The organism is Reyranella sp., from assembly GCF_036558665.1.
In the GTDB taxonomy this organism is placed as follows: Bacteria; Pseudomonadota; Alphaproteobacteria; order Reyranellales; family Reyranellaceae; genus Reyranella.
On record NZ_DATBFE010000030.1, the window covers coordinates 1 to 17,187 of the forward strand.

Here is a 17,187-nt window from a genome sequence, read left to right on the forward strand (position 1 = left end):
CCTGCTCTTCATCCCGCTGGCCGAGATCATCCGCGATTTCCGGCTCGGCGACACGCCGTGGTCGCTGATCCTGACCTACCCGACCTTCCTGATCCCGTTCTGCACCTGGCTGATGATGGGCTACTTCAAGGCCATCCCCAAGGAGCTCGAGGAGTGCGCGCGCATCGACGGCGCCTCGCGCTGGAAGGCGATGGTCTACATCATCATCCCCTGCGCGGTGCCCGGCATCCTGTCGGCCGGCATCATCGCCTTCACGCTCAGCTGGAACGAGTTCATCTACGCACTCGTCTTCCTCTCCTCGCCCGAAGAGAAGACCGTGCCGGTCGGCGTCACCTCGGAGCTGATCCGCGGCGACGTCTTCTTCTGGGGCTCGCTGATGGCGGGCGCGCTGCTCGGCTCGATCCCGGTGGCGATTGTCTACTCGTTCTTCGTCGAACACTACGTTTCGGGCCTCACCGGCTCCGTCAAGGGCTAGGGGCAAAGGATAGCGTCATGGCCGAGGTAATCGTTCGCAAGCTCAACAAGATGTTCGATACCAACCATGTGGTGAAGGACGTCGACCTGCACATCCGCGACAAGGAGTTCGTGGTCTTCGTCGGTCCCTCGGGGTGCGGCAAGACCACGACGCTGCGCATGATCGCCGGTCTCGAGGCCGTCACATCGGGCGACATCCTGATCGGCAATACCGTGGTCAACGAAGTGCCGCCGATGGATCGCGACATCGCCATGGTGTTCCAGAACTACGCGCTCTATCCGCACATGAGCGTCGCCAGCAACATGGCGTTCGGGCTGAAGATGCGGAAGTTCGAGAAGCCGGAGATCGAGAAGCGCATCAAGCGCGCCGCCGAGATCCTCGGCATCGGCGAGCTGCTGCAGCGCAAGCCGCGCCAGCTGTCGGGCGGCCAGCGCCAGCGCGTGGCGCTGGGCCGCGCCATCGTGCGCGATCCCAAGGTGTTCCTGTTCGACGAGCCCCTCAGCAACCTCGACGCCAAGCTGCGCGTGCAGATGCGCGTCGAGCTCAAGAAGCTGCACGAACGGCTGGCCGTGACGTCGATCTACGTCACCCACGACCAGGTCGAGGCGATGACCTTGGGCGACCGCGTGGTGGTGATGAAGGACGGCGTGGTCCAGCAGGTGGGCGAGCCGCTGCAACTCTACAACAGCCCGGCCAACCGCTTCGTGGCGGGCTTCATCGGCTCCCCAGCCATGAATTTTGCCGAGGTGACGCTGACAGACGGCAACGGCCTGGTAACGGCCGAGGCGCCCGGCCTCAAGATCGCCTTGCCGGCGGAGCTGGCGGGTCGCGCCCGCGCCCATCTCGGCCGCAGGGCGACGCTCGGCATCCGGCCGGAGGATATCCATGTCGCCGGCCCGGCGGATGTGGCGGGCCACTGCTTCGACGCCGGCATCGAGGTGGTAGAGCAACTCGGCTCGGAAATCCTGCTCGACACGCGCGTGGGTTCGGCCCTGTTTGTCGCGAGCATAGATCCCGCGATGCGCGTCCGTCCGCACGAGAAGCTCCGGCTCGCGCTCAAGCCGGAGCGTCTTCACCTGTTCGACGCGGAGAGCGAGATCGCGCTCTGACCGTTACTGCTTGGGTCCGCTCCAGCCTTCGAGAACGTCCCACTTTTCCTTGCGCTGCTCCTCACGCGACTTCTTGAAGTCGTGGCCGTAAGGCGCCGTGTCGAAGGAGCCGTAGGTCGGATTGGCGATCACCAGCCAGTCGCGGCCCCAATGCTCCTTGTCTTCCTCGAAGACCTTCAGTCTCTCGGCCTCGCTGGTGCGGTAACGATCGTCGAAGTCACCGAGGTTGTCGCCAAAGTTCAGCAGGATGCGATAATCCTTGGCAATGAACGCCCGGCGCGTGCCTTTCTGGCTTCCCCAGTCGGGTTTCTCATTCTGCATCAGGAAGGTGTCGACATTGCCACCCATGGGAAAGCCCAGCTTTTCCATGTTCTCGCGCGTGTCCTTCTTGGTCTCCACGCCGCGATTGCTGAGATAGAAGACCTTCACGCCCTTGGCATCGGCGTACTTGGTGAACTCGACGGCACCGGGAATCGCCTTCGAAATCTGCGCCGCGCAGAACTGGTTCCAGGTCTTGGTGCTGAAGGATTGGTCGGCTTTCATCATCCAGACTTCGTAGGGGGAATTGTCGAGCAATGTCTCGTCGACATCGAGGACGATCGCGGGCGGCAGGTTGCCATAGTCGCCCTTCTGCTCGACCGGCGCCGCCGTCCAGCTCTTGTCCGCCAGCGCCTGGTCGAGGCGAATCCTGGCCAGCGCATAGACCGTAAGCGCATTGCCCTTGTACTCGACCGAGCGCTGGTTCCACAGCGTGGCCAACAGCAGATCGTTGGGCACGGGCTCCCCGGCCCGGGCGACGGAACCTGCCGTCGCGACGGCGACGGCAGCCAAAATCAGTCCTCTGCGTACGATCATGGTTGCACCCCCTTCAACAGTCTCTGCTTGCTCGTTGCGTCGACGAACGACGCCTCGATCGCGGTGCGTGTGATTTGCCGAAGCACCGCTTCCGGCAATCCCGATTGGTCATATTCGGCGCCGAGCGTCGTATGGAAGAACGGCGGGTCGTCCGAATTCAACGTGACCCGCACGCCCGCCGCGATCAGCCGATGGAGAGGATGGGCCGCACGGTCGGGATAGATGCCGAGCGCAATATTGCTGCCAGGACAGACTTCGAGCACCGTACCGCGGCGCGCCAGCTCGTCGAGCAATGCCGGATCTTCGGCGGACCGCACACCATGCCCGATCCGTGTGATCGGCAAGGTGCGGATTGCAGCCCATACGCTCTCCGGTCCGAGCACCTCGCCGGCGTGGACGGTGCAGCCATAGCCGTTCTCGTGCGCCAGCCGATAGGCCGGAAGGAAGTCGGCCGGGCTGTATTTCGATTCATCGCCCCCCATGCCGAAGCCGACGACATAAGGATGCGGCTCGGCCACCATCCGTTCGACCATGCGCAGCGCACGCTCGGGCCCGAGATGCCTGATGCAGATGACGATGATGCGCCCGACGATGCCGAATTCCCGGCCCGCCCGGTCGATGCCCTCGGCAAGGGCCGCCAGCCAGTCGGCATAGGGAATGCCCAGCGCCTTCGGCCGCTCGGGCGAACAGAATATCTCGACATAGGCCGCTCCCTGGGCGGCGGAGCGAGCAAGATAAGAGTAGATGACGTCGCCGAAATCGCGCGCCGTTTTCAAGACGCTGCAGACGCGGTCGTAGGCGGCAAGAAAGCTCAGGAAATCCCGCCAGACATAGGTGCCGTCAGGGCCGAACAGGCCATCGGGAAGCGCAAGCGCATTCCGAGCGGCAAGCTCTCGTGCAAGCGGTGGCGGGATCGAGCCTTCGAGATGGCAGTGCAGTTCGGCTTTGGGGATCAATCGAAGCCTCGAAGGGGCAGATGAGGGCGTTGCAGCCAGTTGTCGGGGTCGTAGACGGCCTGGCCGTCGATCAGATGCAAGGCATAGGCGTGACGCGACCGGTTGGAGTGATTGGCCGCGCTGGCGTGCGGCAGCAAGCCATGCAGCACCACCAGCGACCCGCGCGGCACCTCCAGCGCCAAGGGCTCGACCGCGGGCCACGGGGTCGCGTCGAGCTCAGATGTGACCATGGCGTCGCCGGCGCGATGGAAGCGTCGGCGCAGAGGCCCGTGATGCGCACCCGACAGGGCCAGCAGGCAGCCGTTGTCGCGGTCGGCATCGTCCAGGGCGATCCAGAATGCGGTCACCGTCGGGGGCCGTGTGTAGAGGTATGTTGCGTCCTGGTGCCAGCCGACCTCGGCCCCGATCCGGGGTTGCTTGAAGAGGTACATCGACTGCAACAACAGCGGCTGGACGAAGCCGAGCGCCTGGGCCAGTCGCGCCAGGCGGAGCTGGCGCGAGATTCGATCGAAGACCGGGTCGAGATCGTGCAGGGCATGGCCGATCTTGTTCAGCGCAAGTTCGTTCTGCTCACTGCTTGCTGCCTCCTCGAAGAAGAAGTGAATGGCGGCACCCGACTCCTGGAAGTAACGGTCACGGGCATGGGCCTGGTCGCGTGCCGCAAAGATCGTGCGCGCCGAGCCGGGACGGAACCCGGCCACCAGCTCGGCAGCACGCCTCTGCAGGGCGTCGCAATCTCCCGCCGGCAGAAACCGCTCGAGGACGAGGAAGCCGTCGCGGTCATAAGCGGCGAGATCAAGGCTGGTCATTGGACTACTCGGCCCATCACGACCGGCTTCTCGCAGGGCGGCGTATCCGCGATGTGGATGGCTGCGTGCAGAGCGGTGACGGCCTCGTCGGCATCGGTTTCGCTCGCGGCATGGACGATGCAAAGCGTGTCGCCGGGCCGGACCGTCACTCCGACCTCGATGACGCGGGTCAAGCCGACCGACGGATCGATCGCATCGTCGGCGTGGCTGCGCCCGCCGCCCAGCGTTACCACGGCGAGGCCTACCTCCCTTGCATCCATGCCGGCGATGTAGCCGCCGCGCTCGGCCAGGCAGGGCTTCTCGACCGGCGCCCGCGCAAGGTACCGGTCGGCATCGTCGACAAAATCACCGGGGCCGTCCAAGGCCGAGATCATCCGTGCAAACTTCTCGGTGGCGCGACCGTCATTCAGGGCCGCGTCTGCCCGCGCCCGGCCCGCCGCGACGCTGGGTGCGAGCCCGCTCAAGGCCAGCATTTCTCCAGCCAGCGCCATCACCACCTCATGCAGGCGCGGGTCACGCGTCCCCTCACCCTTCAAATAGGCAACGGCTTCGGCCATTTCGAGCGCATTGCCGACGGTCGATCCCAGCACGCGGTCCATGTCGGTGACAAGCGCCACGGTGGGTAGACCAGCCCGATTGGCCACCGTGACGATACTCCGCGCCAGATCGCGCCCCATTGCCTCGCTGTGGCAAAAGGCGCCCGAGCCGCATTTTACGTCCATGACCAGCCCGCCGAGGCCGGCGGCCATCTTCTTGCCGAGGATCGATCCCACGATGAGTGGAATCGATTCCACTGTCGCCGTGACGTCGCGCACGCCATAGAGACGTCGATCCGCCGGCGCCAGCTCGTCGGTCTGTCCAATGATGGCACAGCCCACCTCGCGTACGACCTTGCGGAAAGTCGCGACATCAGGCTGCGTCTCGTAGCCGGTGATCGACGCAAGCTTGTCGAGGGTGCCCCCGGTGTGGCCGAGGCCACGACCGGAGATCATCGGCACAAAGCCGCCACAGGCCGCGACGATCGGGGCGAGCATCAGGCTCACCTTGTCGCCCACCCCACCGCTCGAATGCTTGTCGATTACCGGCCCGGGCAGACCGAGATCCGACCAGTCGAGCGTCACTCCCGACCGGGCGAGGCTCAAGGTGAAGGCCACCCGCTCCTCCAGCGCCATGTCACGGAAGAACACCGCCATGGCGAAGGCCGCCACCTGTCCCTCGCTCAGACTTCCATCGGCGATGCCACGCACGATCGCGCCGATCTCGGCGCCGGTGAGACTCCTGCCGTCGCGCTTCTTGCGGATGATCTCCTGCGGCAACACGGTGTCCTAGCCGTAGCTTTCCAGGAAGCCGCACAGCAGCCGGCCGAGCTGTCCGGCGGAGGCGTTTGCCACCGTGATCGTCTGGTCGTGCCCGATCGCTCCTGGAACCAGGCCGGCAGCATAGTTGGTCATCACCGACACGGCCGCCACCTTCAGGCCGGCATGTCGCGCGAGGATGGTCTCGGGCGCCGTCGACATGCCGACCGCGTCGGCGCCCAGCGTGACTGCCGCTCGAATCTCGGCCGGCGTTTCGAAGCTCGGGCCACAGAACCAGATATAGACGCCGTCGTGGCAACGAATATCGCCTGCCTTCGCTGCTGCCAGCAGGCGTTGTGCGAGCACGGGGTCGTAGGCATCCACCATGTCGACGAAGCGCCTGTCGCGGCCTCGGCCGAACAGCGGATTGACGCCCGTGAAGTTGATGTGGTCGGTAATAACCATCAGCGAGCCTGGCGGCATGTCGAGCCGCAGGCTACCGGCGGCGTTGGTCTGCAACAGGACCTCGCACCCCAACTCCGCCATGGCCTCGATGGGCGCCTTCATCTCGTCGGCGTGGCCGGATTCGTAATAGTGCGCGCGGCCCTGCAGGACCGCGACCGGCGTTGCCCCGACATGCCCCAGCACAAGCCTTCCGGCATGGCTCTGGACCGTGGGCTGCGGGAAACCGGGCAGCTCGCCGTAGGGGATGACGGCACGTGCCGCCACCTGGTCGACGAAGCCGCCCAGTCCCGATCCCAGAAGCACCGCCACCTTCGGCCGGAAGCCGGGTGCGCGACTCGCGATCGCCTCGATCATGATCGGCCGAGATGATGCGGGCCGAAGGACAGGGGGAACAGCTCGGCCACCGTCACGGTGCGGTGAAGACCGTCCGGGCCGCAGAGATGGATTTTCGCATTGTCGGAGGCGAACTCTCGCAGCTTCTGACGACAGCCGCCGCAGGGCGTGATCACTTCCGGGCCGGGCCCGATGACGACGCATTCCAGGACCTGACGTCGACCCGCCGCCACGAGGGCGGAGATGGCAGATGCCTCGGCGCAAATCCCCTCGGGATAGGCGGCATTCTCGACGTTGCAGCCGCCATGGAGACCGCCCTCCTCGTCCCGCACGGCCGCACCGACATGAAACCTCGAATAGGGTGCATAGGCCCGCACCATCATCGTGCGCGCGAGGCGGAGCAGGTCGTCCATGTCAATGCTCCTTCTCGTAGGGAATCCCGATCGCCTTTGGCGCCACGGCGCGTCCGATGAAACCTGCCAGCAGGAACATGGTGAGAAGATAGGGCAAGGCCTGGATGAATTGCACCGGCACTTCGCCCAGCCCGGGCACGACCACACCCTGCAGACGGATTGCAATGGCATCGAGAAGACCGAAGATCAGGCAGGCACCGAGCGCCGGGAATGGACGCCATTTGCCGAAGATGATGGCGGCCAACGCGATGAATCCCTGGCCTGCCGTCATGTCCCGGCTGAAGCCCGCATTTTGCGCAATCGAGACATAAGCACCGGCGAGGCCTGAAAAGAGGCCGCACAACAGCACGGCACGGTAGCGCAGCCAGGAGACCGAGATGCCGGCGGCATCGACGGCCAACGGCATCTCGCCGACGGCGCGGAGCCGCAACCCAAATCGCGTGCGCGCCACGATCCACCAGGCGAGCGGGACGCTTGCGAGAGCCACATAGACCAGGACGTTGTCGCCGGCGCGCGGAAAGAAGATTGGCATCAGCCGCTCCCTCGCCGTATCGAGCGGCGGCGTCTGGCCGCCCTGGTGGAACCAGGCATTGCCCAGCACCACGGTCAGGCCGGCAGCCAGGATATTGAGAGCGACTCCGCTCACCACCTGGTTGCCGCGATAGGTGATGCAGGCAAAGCCATGCAGCAACGCCATGATCTCGGCGGCGACGATCCCGGCGGCCACGCCCCACCACGCAGAGCCGGTGATTGTCGCAATGGCGGCGGCAAAGAAAGCGGCAATCAGCATCTTGCCCTCGAGGCCGACATCGACGATGCCGCTTCTCTCCGAGAACAGTCCGCCCATGGCGCAAAGGATGAGCGGGGTCGCCGTCCTGAGCGTCGCGGCGGCGGTGAGGAAGACGATGGCGGCAAGGTCGTCCATGCTTAGCCGCGACGTACCAGCAAAAGAGCCAGCCATGGCCTCGGCAGCTGCTCGAGCGCGCCCGAGAACAGGATCACCAGTCCCTGGATCACCACCACCATCTCGCGCGTGATGGCGGGTTCGTCGAAGGCGAGTTCGGCGCCGCCCTGTTGAAGAGCCCCGAACAGCAACGCCGCCAGCGCCACGCCGAGCGGATGATTGCGGCCCATCAGGGCAACGGCAATGCCGGCAAAGCCGTAGCCCGCCGGGAAATCGAGCACGATGCGGTGATGCACGCCCATCAGCTCATTGACGCCGACGAACCCCGCCAAGGCGCCGGAAAGGCACATGCCAAGCATGGTCATGCGCCTGAGGTCGGTGCCGGCGTAGCGCGCTGCCTCGGGGTTGTGACCCATGGCACGCAGTGCGTAGCCCCAGCGCGTATGCCAGAGGAACAGCCAGACCGCCGCGCAGCAGGCGATTGCGAGGAAAGTCGACAGGTTCAAAGGCGAGCCCGGCAGCGCCGGCAGTTGGCCTGTCGGACCGAAGCCGCGGCTCTGTGGCGTCATCGAGCCCGGCGCGATCAGCACGTTCACCAGCAGATAGACCATCAGCGCCGAGGCCACGAAATTGAACATGATGGTCGTGATGACAATGTGGCTGCCACGCCAGGCCTGCAGCCAGGCCGGGACCGCCGCCCATGCCGCGCCGAACAGGGCGGCCGCGCCAATGGCAAGAGGGACCATCAGCCAACCCGGCAAATACTTGTCGAAGGCGAGGATCGCCAGTCCGCATCCCAGACCGCCGACATAGGCCTGCCCTTCGCCGCCGATATTGAACAGCCCGCCATGGAACGCGATTGCCACGGCGAGGCCGGTGAAAATGAAATTGGTCGCGTAGTAGAGCGTGTAGCCGACCGACTCCGATGAACCAATGGCGCCCAGGATGAGGCGGTTCAGGGCATGGAACGGATCGACACCGATGATACGTACGATGATTCCGACGACGAGAAAGGCGAGCGCGATATTGATCAAGGGGAGGAGCAAGACCTCGGCCCATCCGGGCAGCGCGCCGCGCGACAGCCTCACGCGGTCGCCCCGGCCATCATGAGACCCAATCTGCGCTCGTCGGCCCTGGCCGGCTCGACCTCGCCGACGATGCGGCCGGCAAACATCACGAGCACGCGATCGGCGAGTGACAGGACCTCGTCGAGCTCGACCGAGACCACGAGGACAGCGCAACCGCGATCGCGCGCTTTCACCAGTTCGCGATGAATGAACTCGATCGCACCGATATCGACACCACGCGTCGGTTGGCCGACCAGCAGCACCTTGGGCTGGTGCGCCATCTCGCGCGCCAGCACGAGCTTCTGCTGGTTGCCACCGGAGAACTGCGATGAACGCAGGCCGGGCATTCGTGGACGCACATCGAAGCGTTCCATGAGATCGCGGCAATGGGCGCCGATCGCGGGTCGATCGAGAAGATAACGCGGGCTGAACCGCGGCTCGTCCTGATAACCCAGGATGGACGTCTCGGCGGCCTGGAACGGCGCGACGAGGCCCTGCCGCAATCTGTCCTCCGGCACATGGGCCAAACCGATCGCCCGTCGACCCGCCGGATCGCCAGGATCGTCGGCATCGAAGCGGCGACCGCAAATCGTAACGCTGCCTGAGGTCGGCGCACGGACTCCGGCCAGCACCTGCAGCAATTCGGTCTGGCCGTTGCCGGAGACGCCGGCGATGGCGACGATCTCGCCGGCCCGGACCTCGAGGTCGAGATCGTCGAGCAACGGCACGCCGCGACCGTCGATCAGGCGGAGATGCCCGGCGCGCAGCATCACCGGACCAGGGTGAGCCGGCGCCTTGTCGACCTGCAAGCGCACCTTGCGGCCGACCATCAATTCGGCGAGTTCCTGCGGACCGGTATCGGCCGTGCGCCGCTCCGCGACCACCTCGCCCCGCCGCATCACGAAGACGCGGTCGGTGACTGCCATGATCTCGCGCAACTTGTGCGTGATCAGCACCACCGTCACGCCGCGCTCGCGCAACGTGGCGAGGACGAGGAACAGACGGTCGGTCTCCTGAGGCGTGAGCACCGCGCTCGGCTCGTCGAGGATCAGAATGCGCGCGCCGCGCAGCAGGACTTTCAGGATCTCGACGCGCTGCTGCTCGCCCACCGACAAGTCGGCCACTCGGGCATCGAGATCGACCGACAAGCCGTATTCCCTGCCCAGCCGCTCGACTTCCGCGCGCGCCCTGGCCATGCCGTGCGACAGCAGAAAGCCGCCTTCGACGCCCAGCACCAGGTTCTCCAGCACGGTGAAGCTTTCAATCAGCATGAAGTGCTGGTGGACCATGCCGATGCCGTGCGCGATGGCATCGCGCGGGCTCTCGATGCGCAGCGGCACGCCCTCGACGCGGATCTCTCCGGCATCGGCGTGATAGAGGCCGAACAGGATACTCATCAAGGTCGACTTGCCCGCACCGTTCTCGCCGATGATGCCGGTAATCGTGCCGGACTCGACGCGGAGCGAGACGCCGCGCACGGCGTGCACGCCGCCAAACGACTTGTCGATCGCCGAAAGCTCGATGGCCGGAGGCGCCGTCATGGCCGGCGTCGGTTCACTTGCAGGAATTGTCGCTCATGTAGTCGTGAACCATGATCTTGCCGGCGATGATGTCGGCCTTGGTCTGCTCCACCCTGGCCTTCATCTCCGGCGTGATCAGCTTCTCGTTGTACTGGTCCAGCGTCCAGTCGACGCCGCCCTCCTTCAGGCCCAGCACCGAGGCGCCGCCCTGCCAGGTACCCGCCTGCATCGCCTTGAAGCTTCGATAGGTGGCAAGATCGACGCGCTTGATCATCGACGTCAGCATCGTGCCGGGATGCAGGTGGTCCTGGTTCGAGTCGACACCGATCGCATACTTGCCACGATCCTTGGCCGCCTGAAGCACGCCGGTGCCGGTGCTGCCGGCGGCGGCATAAACCACGTCGACACCGCGATCGAACTGGCCCTTGGCGAGCTCGGCGCCGCGGCCCGGGTCGTTCCAGGCCGCCGGCGTCGTGCCCGTCATGTTCGCGATCAGCTCGGCCTTGGGATTGGCGTACTTGATGCCCTGTTCGTAGCCGCACTGGAAGCGGCGGATCAGCGGTATGTCCATGCCGCCCACGAAGCCGACTTTGCCGGTCTTCGAAGCCAGCGCCGCCGCCACGCCCACCAGGAACGACCCTTCGTGCTCCTTGAAGGTGACCGACTGGACATTGGGCAGGTCGACGACGCTGTCGATCAGCGTGAAATGCGTCCTGGGAAACTCCTTTGCCACCTTCTCCAGGGCGACGCCCTGGGAGAAGCCGACGGCGACGATGGGGTCGTAGCCGCGCTGTGCGAAGCGACGGTGAGCCTGCTCAAACTGCGTCTCGTTGCTGGGCTCGAACTCGGCGGCGGCGATAGTGGTCTCGCTCTTGAACTTCTCGGCCCCCGTGCTCACGCCTTCGTTGAAGGATTTGTCGAACTTGCCGCCGGTGCTGTAGACGATGGCGGGCTTGATCGCGTTTTGCGCCATGGCGGCCGAGCCGGTCGCAACCCCGACAAGCAAGGCCACGAAGAGCAAGCGATAGCGACTGGTCATTGGAGGCTCCCCTGTTGCCGAAAGTCTGGACCGCCGGCGCATCGCGGTCCAGCCGAACCGCCGCTGTCGAGATCAATGAAAGCGCGGCATCAGCTTTGTCCAGAACGCTTCGATCGACTTCATCAGCTTGGGATGCGGCACCAGGCTGTTGTAGGTATAGCAGAACACCCAGTCGACCGGCTGGCGCGCCTGCTGGCTTTCCATGGCGCGCAACACGGTCTCGACCGTGCCCACGAAGGCGTAGCCGTCGGCGACGACCTGCTCCGCAGTCGGGAACTCCCCGGTCCTGGGATCCTGCATGCCCTTGCGAAAGCCGAACGGCTCGAACCAGGCGCGGCCAGAGAACTGGCCCGAGTCGCGCCACAGCGCCATGGCCTCGGCATCGGTCTCGGCGATGATGACGTCGCGCAGCACACCCACTCCCTGCCCCTTCGGCTTTCCCGACACCTCCGAATAGACGCTGTAGAGCTTGTCCTCGTAGACCGGATGCATCGGCGGAAGGATGGGCGTGATGCCTTCCCGGGCACAGAACCGGACGGTGTTCTCCGAACTGGCGAAAGGCTGGAACAGCGGCGGATGCGGCTTCTGCAGCGGCTTGGGCACGACGCCAACCGCGGTCAGAACGCCACGCTCCACGCCCTTGCCCCACTTCTCGGTGGTGTCGAGGGTCCACGGCGTCGGGCCGGCCGGGACCTTCCAGAACTTGCCATCGAAGGTAAGCATCTCCTCGGTCCAGCATTTCTTGACGATGCGGAAATTCTCCTCGAAAGCGAGCCGATTGGCGGTGTCGATCTCGTCATGCTGGTTGGGCAGCGCGCCATGGATGCCGTGGGTCTGCTGGGCCATGACATCGACCCAGCGTCGCTGATAGCCCCGTGCGAAGCCCGCACAGGCGCGGCCGCCGGTCATGTGATCGAGCATCGCGATATCCTCGGCGACACGGATCGGATTGGCCGCCGGCAGCACGATGCCGAGCTGGCCGACCCGAATGCGCCTGGTCTGCATCGCGAAGTAGAGATCGAGCAGCACCGGATTGTTCGAGAGCTCGAAGCCCTCGATATGGAAGTGATGCTCGGTGAAACTCACCGAGTCGTAGCCGAGCTCATCGCCGAGGCGAATTTGCTCGGATAGCTCCTTCAGCATGCGTTGGTACAGGTCTGGCCGCATTCCGGCCATGCCGGACTCGATCTCGGCGCGACTGCCGATGCTCGGCAGATAAAAGAGCGAGGCCTTCATCTCATTTCCCTTTCGGTGTCGCCGCGACGCCCGGCACGGCGGTCAGAAGGGACCTGGTCAGCCCGCCATCGACCACCAGAGCGTGGCCCGTGATATAGCCCGCGGCCGGACTCAGCAGAAAGGCGACGGCATCGGCGATGTCGTCGGGCCTGGCGACGCGCTTCATGGGCACCATGCCGGCACGGCGGCCGGCCAGCCTGGGATCGCGATATATCGCGTCGGTCATCGAGGTGTGAACGAAGCCCGGGCACACGGAGTTAGCACGAATGCCGTCCGCTGCCCACTCCATCGCCATCATCTCGGTCAGCATGATCAGGGCGGCCTTGGCCGGACTGTAGGCGCCGGTCGGAAGCTGCGGCAGGAGGCCTGCCATGGACGCGAGCATCACGATCGCGCCCTTCGATCTTGCGAGATGGGGGTGGGCCGCCTTGCCGAGCAGCCAGTTGGCCCGAAGGTTGATGTCGAAGAGGCGATCCCAGGTGGCGACATCGAGATCGATCAGCTTGCCGGGGGCGGTGATGCCGGCGTTGCCGACGATCGCGTCGATGCCGCCCATCGCCTCCGCCGCGACGGCGATGAGCCGAGCCGGCGCCTTCGGCCTCGCCATGTCCGCCTTGATCGTCCGCACCTTGCACCCCGAGGCGCGCAGCGACCGGGCGAGTGTCTCGAGCTCGTCGAGATAGGCGACGTCGCACAAGGTCAAGGCCTTGGCGCCCTCGGCCGCAAGCTTGAGCGCCGTCGCGCGGCCGATGCCCCGGCTGGCACCCGTGATCACGACGCGCATCGTTCCCTCCTGTCGTTACGAGGAGGGTGGCACGGTTCCGGGCTTGGGGTCGATGGGCAGAAGCTTGTGTAGCCCCATCAGGCTTTCGTAGAGCGAAGCAGCTTGCAACAACGGCGCCTCGCCGCGCGGCCTGCCGACGAGTTGCAAGCCGACGGGGCGGCCGTGTTGGTCGAAGCCGCAAGGCACGGCAATCGCGGGGCTGCCCGCCACGGTGATGGCCGAGTTCACCGTCGAACCCGCCATGTAGTTTTCGAGCTTCCTGCCGGCTATGGTGGCGGGCGCGCGCAAATTGACGTCGAACGCCGCGGTCGGCGCGCCAGGCGTCACCAGCAGATCGTATTTCCCGAAAAACGCCACCATGCGCCGGAACAACGCCGCGCGTTCGCGCTCGGCCCAGGCGAGCCGGCTTGCGCTCTGCTTCAGCCCAAGCTCGGTGTTCCAGATGATGTCCGGCTTGATCTTGCCGCGGTGTTCGAGGATCTGCAGTTCGCGATCGACGACGAACTGCTGGCTGCGCAGCGCCATGAACACCTCGTCCGCCGGACCGAAGTCAGGTGATGCGTCCTCGACGATGCAGCCGAGCTCTTCGAAGCGTTGCGCCGCCTTCGTGCAGAGGTCGCGAATTTCGCCGTCGAGTTGCATCTTGCCGCCGAGGTCGGCGGTGAAGGCTATTCGCTTGGGCGTCACGGGATTGGCGACGGCGGCGCTGAAGGACACGGCGGGCGCGTCGAACGTCATGGGGTCCTGCAGGCAGAAGCCCGCCATGGTATCGAGGAAGAGTGCGAGATCCGCGACGGTGCGGGCCATCGGACCCTGGACCGACTGTGGCGAGTAGAGGTTGTTCGAGGTGCCGCGCGTTACCCGCCCGGGCGACGGCCTCAGACCCACCACCGAGCAGTAGGTTCCCGGACGGCGCAGCGAGCCTCCATGATCGGAGCCGTGGGCCAGCCAGACCTCGCCGGTCGCGATCGAGACGGCGCCACCGCCGGTTGATCCGCCGCAGGTGAGCGAAGTATTCCATGGATTGCGCGTGCGGCCGAACACCTCGTTGAAGGTGCTGCCGCCGGCGCCGAACTCGGGCGTGTTGGACTTTGCCACGACGATACCGCCCTTGCGTTCAATGCGTTCGACGAGAGGATGCGATTTCGTCGGCACGTGATCGGCGAACAGTGGCGACCCATAGGTGGTGCGAACGCCAGCCACATCCGTCAGATCCTTGATCGAAACCGGAAGCCCGGCCAGCCATCCCGGTTCCTCCCTCGCCTGGCCGGCATCACCATCCATGATTCGTCTGGCATGGTCGCGCGCCCGGTCGAAGCAGAGGGTGGGCAGCGCATTCACTGCCGGTTCCACCTCGGCGATTCGCCTCTCCGAAGCCTCGATCAGATCTGAGGGCGTGATCTCGCGCCTCTTGAGACGTGTCACAGCCTCGACGGCGGTCATCCGGTAGAGTGCGTCCCTCGTCACAACCGATTCTCCACATAGTGTCCGCCCTCGCACACAGCATCGTGGGCACAAATCATCCTTGTGGCCATAGCCAGTCTCCCGACGGTGCAACGATCGGACTTGCCGGCGCGTTGGGGCCTCAGCAGGAGCTTTGCTCCTGTCGCCCTTTCCTGACGAAGGGCAAGAGCCCGTCCCGTCGCTCCCCCGCGGGACGGGCTTCCCTTTGGGAGAATGCTGCCCGTCCTAAAAAAGACGGCCGGGGCATGGCCCGGCCGTCTCGCTCGCTTCCCGAGAAGATCGTTACTGAAGAACGATCTCGACGCGGCGGTTCTGCGGCTCGCGCACGCCGTCGCCGGTCGGCACCAGCGGCTGCGTCTCGCCCTTGCCGATGACCGAGATCGCGGTGGCCGGCACGCCGTCACGTACCAACGCGTCCTTGACCGCGTTCGCACGACGCAGCGACAGCGCCATGTTGTAGTCGGCCGGACCCGACGTATCGGTATGACCGGTCGCGGTGATGCGGGCGTTGCCCTTGGTCCGGTAGGCGTCGGCCGCCTGCTTGATCGTGTTCAGGGCCTGGGCCGACAGGTTCGAGCGATCCCAGTCAAAGAACACCATGAACGATGGCGCCGACGGCGCCGCCGGAGCCGGCGGCGGCGCGACCATTGCCGGCTGCCCGAACTTGTAACTGACGCCCAACATGACGGCGATGTTGTTGTTCTCGTAGGCACCCGGGGTGGTCGTGCCGTAGTAGCGGCCCTCCAAATCGACACGGAAATTCGGCGTCGCATTCCAACCCAGGCCGATCATGCCCTGGTAGGCAAACTGAGTACTGCACAAAGAGCAACCGTTGATAGCGGCGTCGGCGAACGCAACACCGGCACCGGCACCGATATACGGTGTGATGGTTGCGCCTGGCAGGAAGTCATAAAGGACGTTCGCCATCACGCTGACCTGCTCGATGCGGCCGGCGGTATTGCTGAAGATGTTGCCGAAGTTCGCTGTCCCCCTGCCGTTGTTCGAGCGGAACATGCCCTCCAGTTCGACACGCGGGCCGACGAAGTCGTAGCCGACCTTGCCGCCTACGGCATAACCCAGATCCATGTTGTAGTTGCCGCTGTTCAGCAGCCAGTTCAGGCCGCCTTCGGCGCCGATATAGACACCGGGAAAGGACTGGCCGGGCGTAAACCAGTCCGTTTGCGCGTTGGCTGCCGCCACCGGCAAGGCGATCAGGGCCGCCGCCCCCAGCAGTGCTTTTCTCATGCGAAACCATCCTTTGAGGCGAAGTGACGACGCTCCAACGACACCAAGTCGCCCTACGTTGCCCGAAAGGGCCTTCCCGGCCACTTTGACGCCCTAGCTGTGGCGTCCGCGCAACAGTCTGGAAAGAGCGGACGGCCGACCGTGCGCAATCGCGCGCCTGATCGCTCTTGGTGAAATCTTGATGATGGACCGCTAAATCTTGTGGCTCATGTCGCTGCATCGGGGTACGCTTGCTTCGGTAAGCAAGGAGGTGCCTATCCGCTCGAGGACCCTGTGCCCCGACGGAGCCGAGACCACCGGTGGAATGCCCGCCGGGTGCCCTCTGGGACGCATCTTCCCATCTACTGCCGATCGCCCTCGCCTCCGCCTGCGGAGGCGTTTTTGCTTTCGGGCGCCCGGCTCCGCTCACCCGCCTCTCGCTCCGGAGTACGAATATGGCCAAACGCGCCGCCCGCCGCGCCAAGCTTCACGCCGTCGACAGCACCCGTATTCACAACCTCGTCTTCGATCAGACGCCAGCCAACGACCGGGACCAGAGCTACATCAGGAAAATCAGACCGCGCAGCGACAATCAGCGCCTTCTGATGGAGGCGATCGAGGCCAAGCCGCTCACTATTGCCGTCGGGCCCGCCGGTACCGGCAAGACCTATCTCGCTATCTCCGCCGCGGTGGAGGCTCTGGAGGCCGGCACGGTGTCGCGCATCGTCCTTTCCCGGCCAGCCGTCGAGGCCGGCGAGAATCTGGGCTTCCTGCCGGGCGACATGCGCGAGAAGCTCGACCCCTACCTGCGGCCGCTCTGGGACGCGCTGAACGATCGGCTGGGCGCCAAGCGGCTGCGCCAGCACCTCGACGACGGCACGATCGAAATCGCCCCCGTGGCCTTTATGCGCGGTCGCACGCTGAACAACAGCTTCGTGCTGATCGATGAGGCGCAAAACTGCACCTACGGCCAGATCAAGATGCTGCTGACCAGACTCGGCTGGCACTCGACAATGGTCATGACCGGGGATCCCGACCAGACGGATTTGCTGCCTGAGCTTTCGGGCCTTGGCGCCATCGCGAGGCGCCTGGAAGGTTTCGCGGACGTGGCTGTGATACGGCTGGTCGACAAGGATGTGGTGCGCCATCCGCTGGTGGCGCGGATGCTGTCAGTGCTCTAAAGCCACCAAAGTTATCCACATATGGCAGCGTAGCAAACGATCAGTCCAAAACAGGAAC

At 65.2% G+C, this 17,187-nt stretch carries 17 protein-coding genes; 3 read left to right on the top strand and 14 right to left on the bottom strand.

The genetic code is table 11. The features are described from left to right. Window positions 1–475 (top strand): carbohydrate ABC transporter permease (locus VH499_RS04480; RefSeq protein ID WP_332051493.1); only part of this gene is annotated, 475 nt, incomplete at its 5' end. Between the two features lie 17 nt (window positions 476–492). Further along, a complete protein-coding gene (locus VH499_RS04485) occupies window positions 493–1,584 on the top strand; it encodes a sn-glycerol-3-phosphate ABC transporter ATP-binding protein UgpC (protein WP_332051494.1) in 1,092 nt (363 codons plus the stop codon). 3 nt (window positions 1,585–1,587) lie between these two features. Here VH499_RS04485 and VH499_RS04490 read toward each other — a convergent pair whose 3' ends face one another. The 14 genes from VH499_RS04490 to VH499_RS04555 form a co-directional block, all read right to left on the bottom strand. After that, complete coding sequence (locus VH499_RS04490) at window positions 1,588–2,439, bottom strand: 5'-nucleotidase, lipoprotein e(P4) family (RefSeq protein ID WP_332051495.1); 852 nt, start codon at window positions 2,437–2,439, stop codon at window positions 1,588–1,590. Further along, the gene (add, locus tag VH499_RS04495; RefSeq protein WP_332051496.1) at window positions 2,436–3,395 is read right to left on the bottom strand and encodes an adenosine deaminase; all 960 of its coding nucleotides are present in this window, start codon (window positions 3,393–3,395) and stop codon (window positions 2,436–2,438) included. The genes VH499_RS04490 and add overlap by 4 nt, the downstream gene beginning before the upstream one ends. Beyond that, window positions 3,392–4,204, bottom strand: a complete 813-nt coding sequence (locus VH499_RS04500; protein WP_332051497.1) for a phytanoyl-CoA dioxygenase family protein — start codon at window positions 4,202–4,204, stop codon at window positions 3,392–3,394. Before VH499_RS04500 ends, add begins: the two co-directional genes overlap by 4 nt. Beyond that, on the bottom strand, window positions 4,201–5,523 hold the full coding sequence (gene deoA / locus VH499_RS04505; protein ID WP_332051498.1) for a thymidine phosphorylase: 1,323 nt from the start codon (window positions 5,521–5,523) through the stop codon (window positions 4,201–4,203). The genes VH499_RS04500 and deoA overlap by 4 nt, the downstream gene beginning before the upstream one ends. A gap of 6 nt (window positions 5,524–5,529) precedes the next feature. After that, window positions 5,530–6,318: a purine-nucleoside phosphorylase gene (locus VH499_RS04510; RefSeq protein WP_332051499.1), complete on the bottom strand. Its 789-nt coding sequence runs from the start codon at window positions 6,316–6,318 to the stop codon at window positions 5,530–5,532. After that, on the bottom strand, window positions 6,315–6,710 hold the full coding sequence (locus VH499_RS04515) for a cytidine deaminase (RefSeq protein WP_332051500.1): 396 nt from the start codon (window positions 6,708–6,710) through the stop codon (window positions 6,315–6,317). Before VH499_RS04515 ends, VH499_RS04510 begins: the two co-directional genes overlap by 4 nt. A 1-nt stretch (window position 6,711) precedes the next feature. Further along, a complete protein-coding gene (locus tag VH499_RS04520; RefSeq protein WP_332051501.1) occupies window positions 6,712–7,635 on the bottom strand; it encodes an ABC transporter permease in 924 nt (307 codons plus the stop codon). A 2-nt stretch (window positions 7,636–7,637) separates the two neighbouring features. Further along, window positions 7,638–8,696, bottom strand: coding sequence for an ABC transporter permease (locus tag VH499_RS04525; RefSeq protein ID WP_332051549.1), 1,059 nt, complete (start codon window positions 8,694–8,696; stop codon window positions 7,638–7,640). Window positions 8,697–8,698: 2 nt separating this feature from the next. Continuing rightward, window positions 8,699–10,222 carry an ABC transporter ATP-binding protein gene (locus tag VH499_RS04530; RefSeq protein WP_332051502.1) on the bottom strand — a complete coding sequence of 508 codons (1,524 nt, stop codon included), beginning with the start codon at window positions 10,220–10,222 and terminating at the stop codon, window positions 8,699–8,701. Window positions 10,223–10,235: 13 nt separating this feature from the next. After that, a complete protein-coding gene (locus tag VH499_RS04535) occupies window positions 10,236–11,240 on the bottom strand; it encodes a BMP family ABC transporter substrate-binding protein (protein WP_332051503.1) in 1,005 nt (334 codons plus the stop codon). Between the two features lie 72 nt (window positions 11,241–11,312). Continuing rightward, window positions 11,313–12,476, bottom strand: a complete 1,164-nt coding sequence (locus VH499_RS04540; protein WP_332051504.1) for an LLM class flavin-dependent oxidoreductase — start codon at window positions 12,474–12,476, stop codon at window positions 11,313–11,315. 1 nt (window position 12,477) lies between these two features. Further along, on the bottom strand, window positions 12,478–13,260 hold the full coding sequence (locus tag VH499_RS04545) for an SDR family NAD(P)-dependent oxidoreductase (RefSeq protein ID WP_332051505.1): 783 nt from the start codon (window positions 13,258–13,260) through the stop codon (window positions 12,478–12,480). A gap of 15 nt (window positions 13,261–13,275) precedes the next feature. Beyond that, window positions 13,276–14,727: an amidase gene (locus VH499_RS04550; RefSeq protein ID WP_332051506.1), complete on the bottom strand. Its 1,452-nt coding sequence runs from the start codon at window positions 14,725–14,727 to the stop codon at window positions 13,276–13,278. Window positions 14,728–15,006: 279 nt separating this feature from the next. After that, window positions 15,007–15,969: an OmpA family protein gene (locus tag VH499_RS04555; protein WP_332051507.1), complete on the bottom strand. Its 963-nt coding sequence runs from the start codon at window positions 15,967–15,969 to the stop codon at window positions 15,007–15,009. 434 nt (window positions 15,970–16,403) lie between these two features. On the opposite strand from VH499_RS04555, the gene VH499_RS04560 reads away from it, so the two are divergent. After that, window positions 16,404–17,129: a PhoH family protein gene (locus tag VH499_RS04560; RefSeq protein ID WP_332051508.1), complete on the top strand. Its 726-nt coding sequence runs from the start codon at window positions 16,404–16,406 to the stop codon at window positions 17,127–17,129. Window positions 17,130–17,187: the final 58 nt, after the last annotated feature.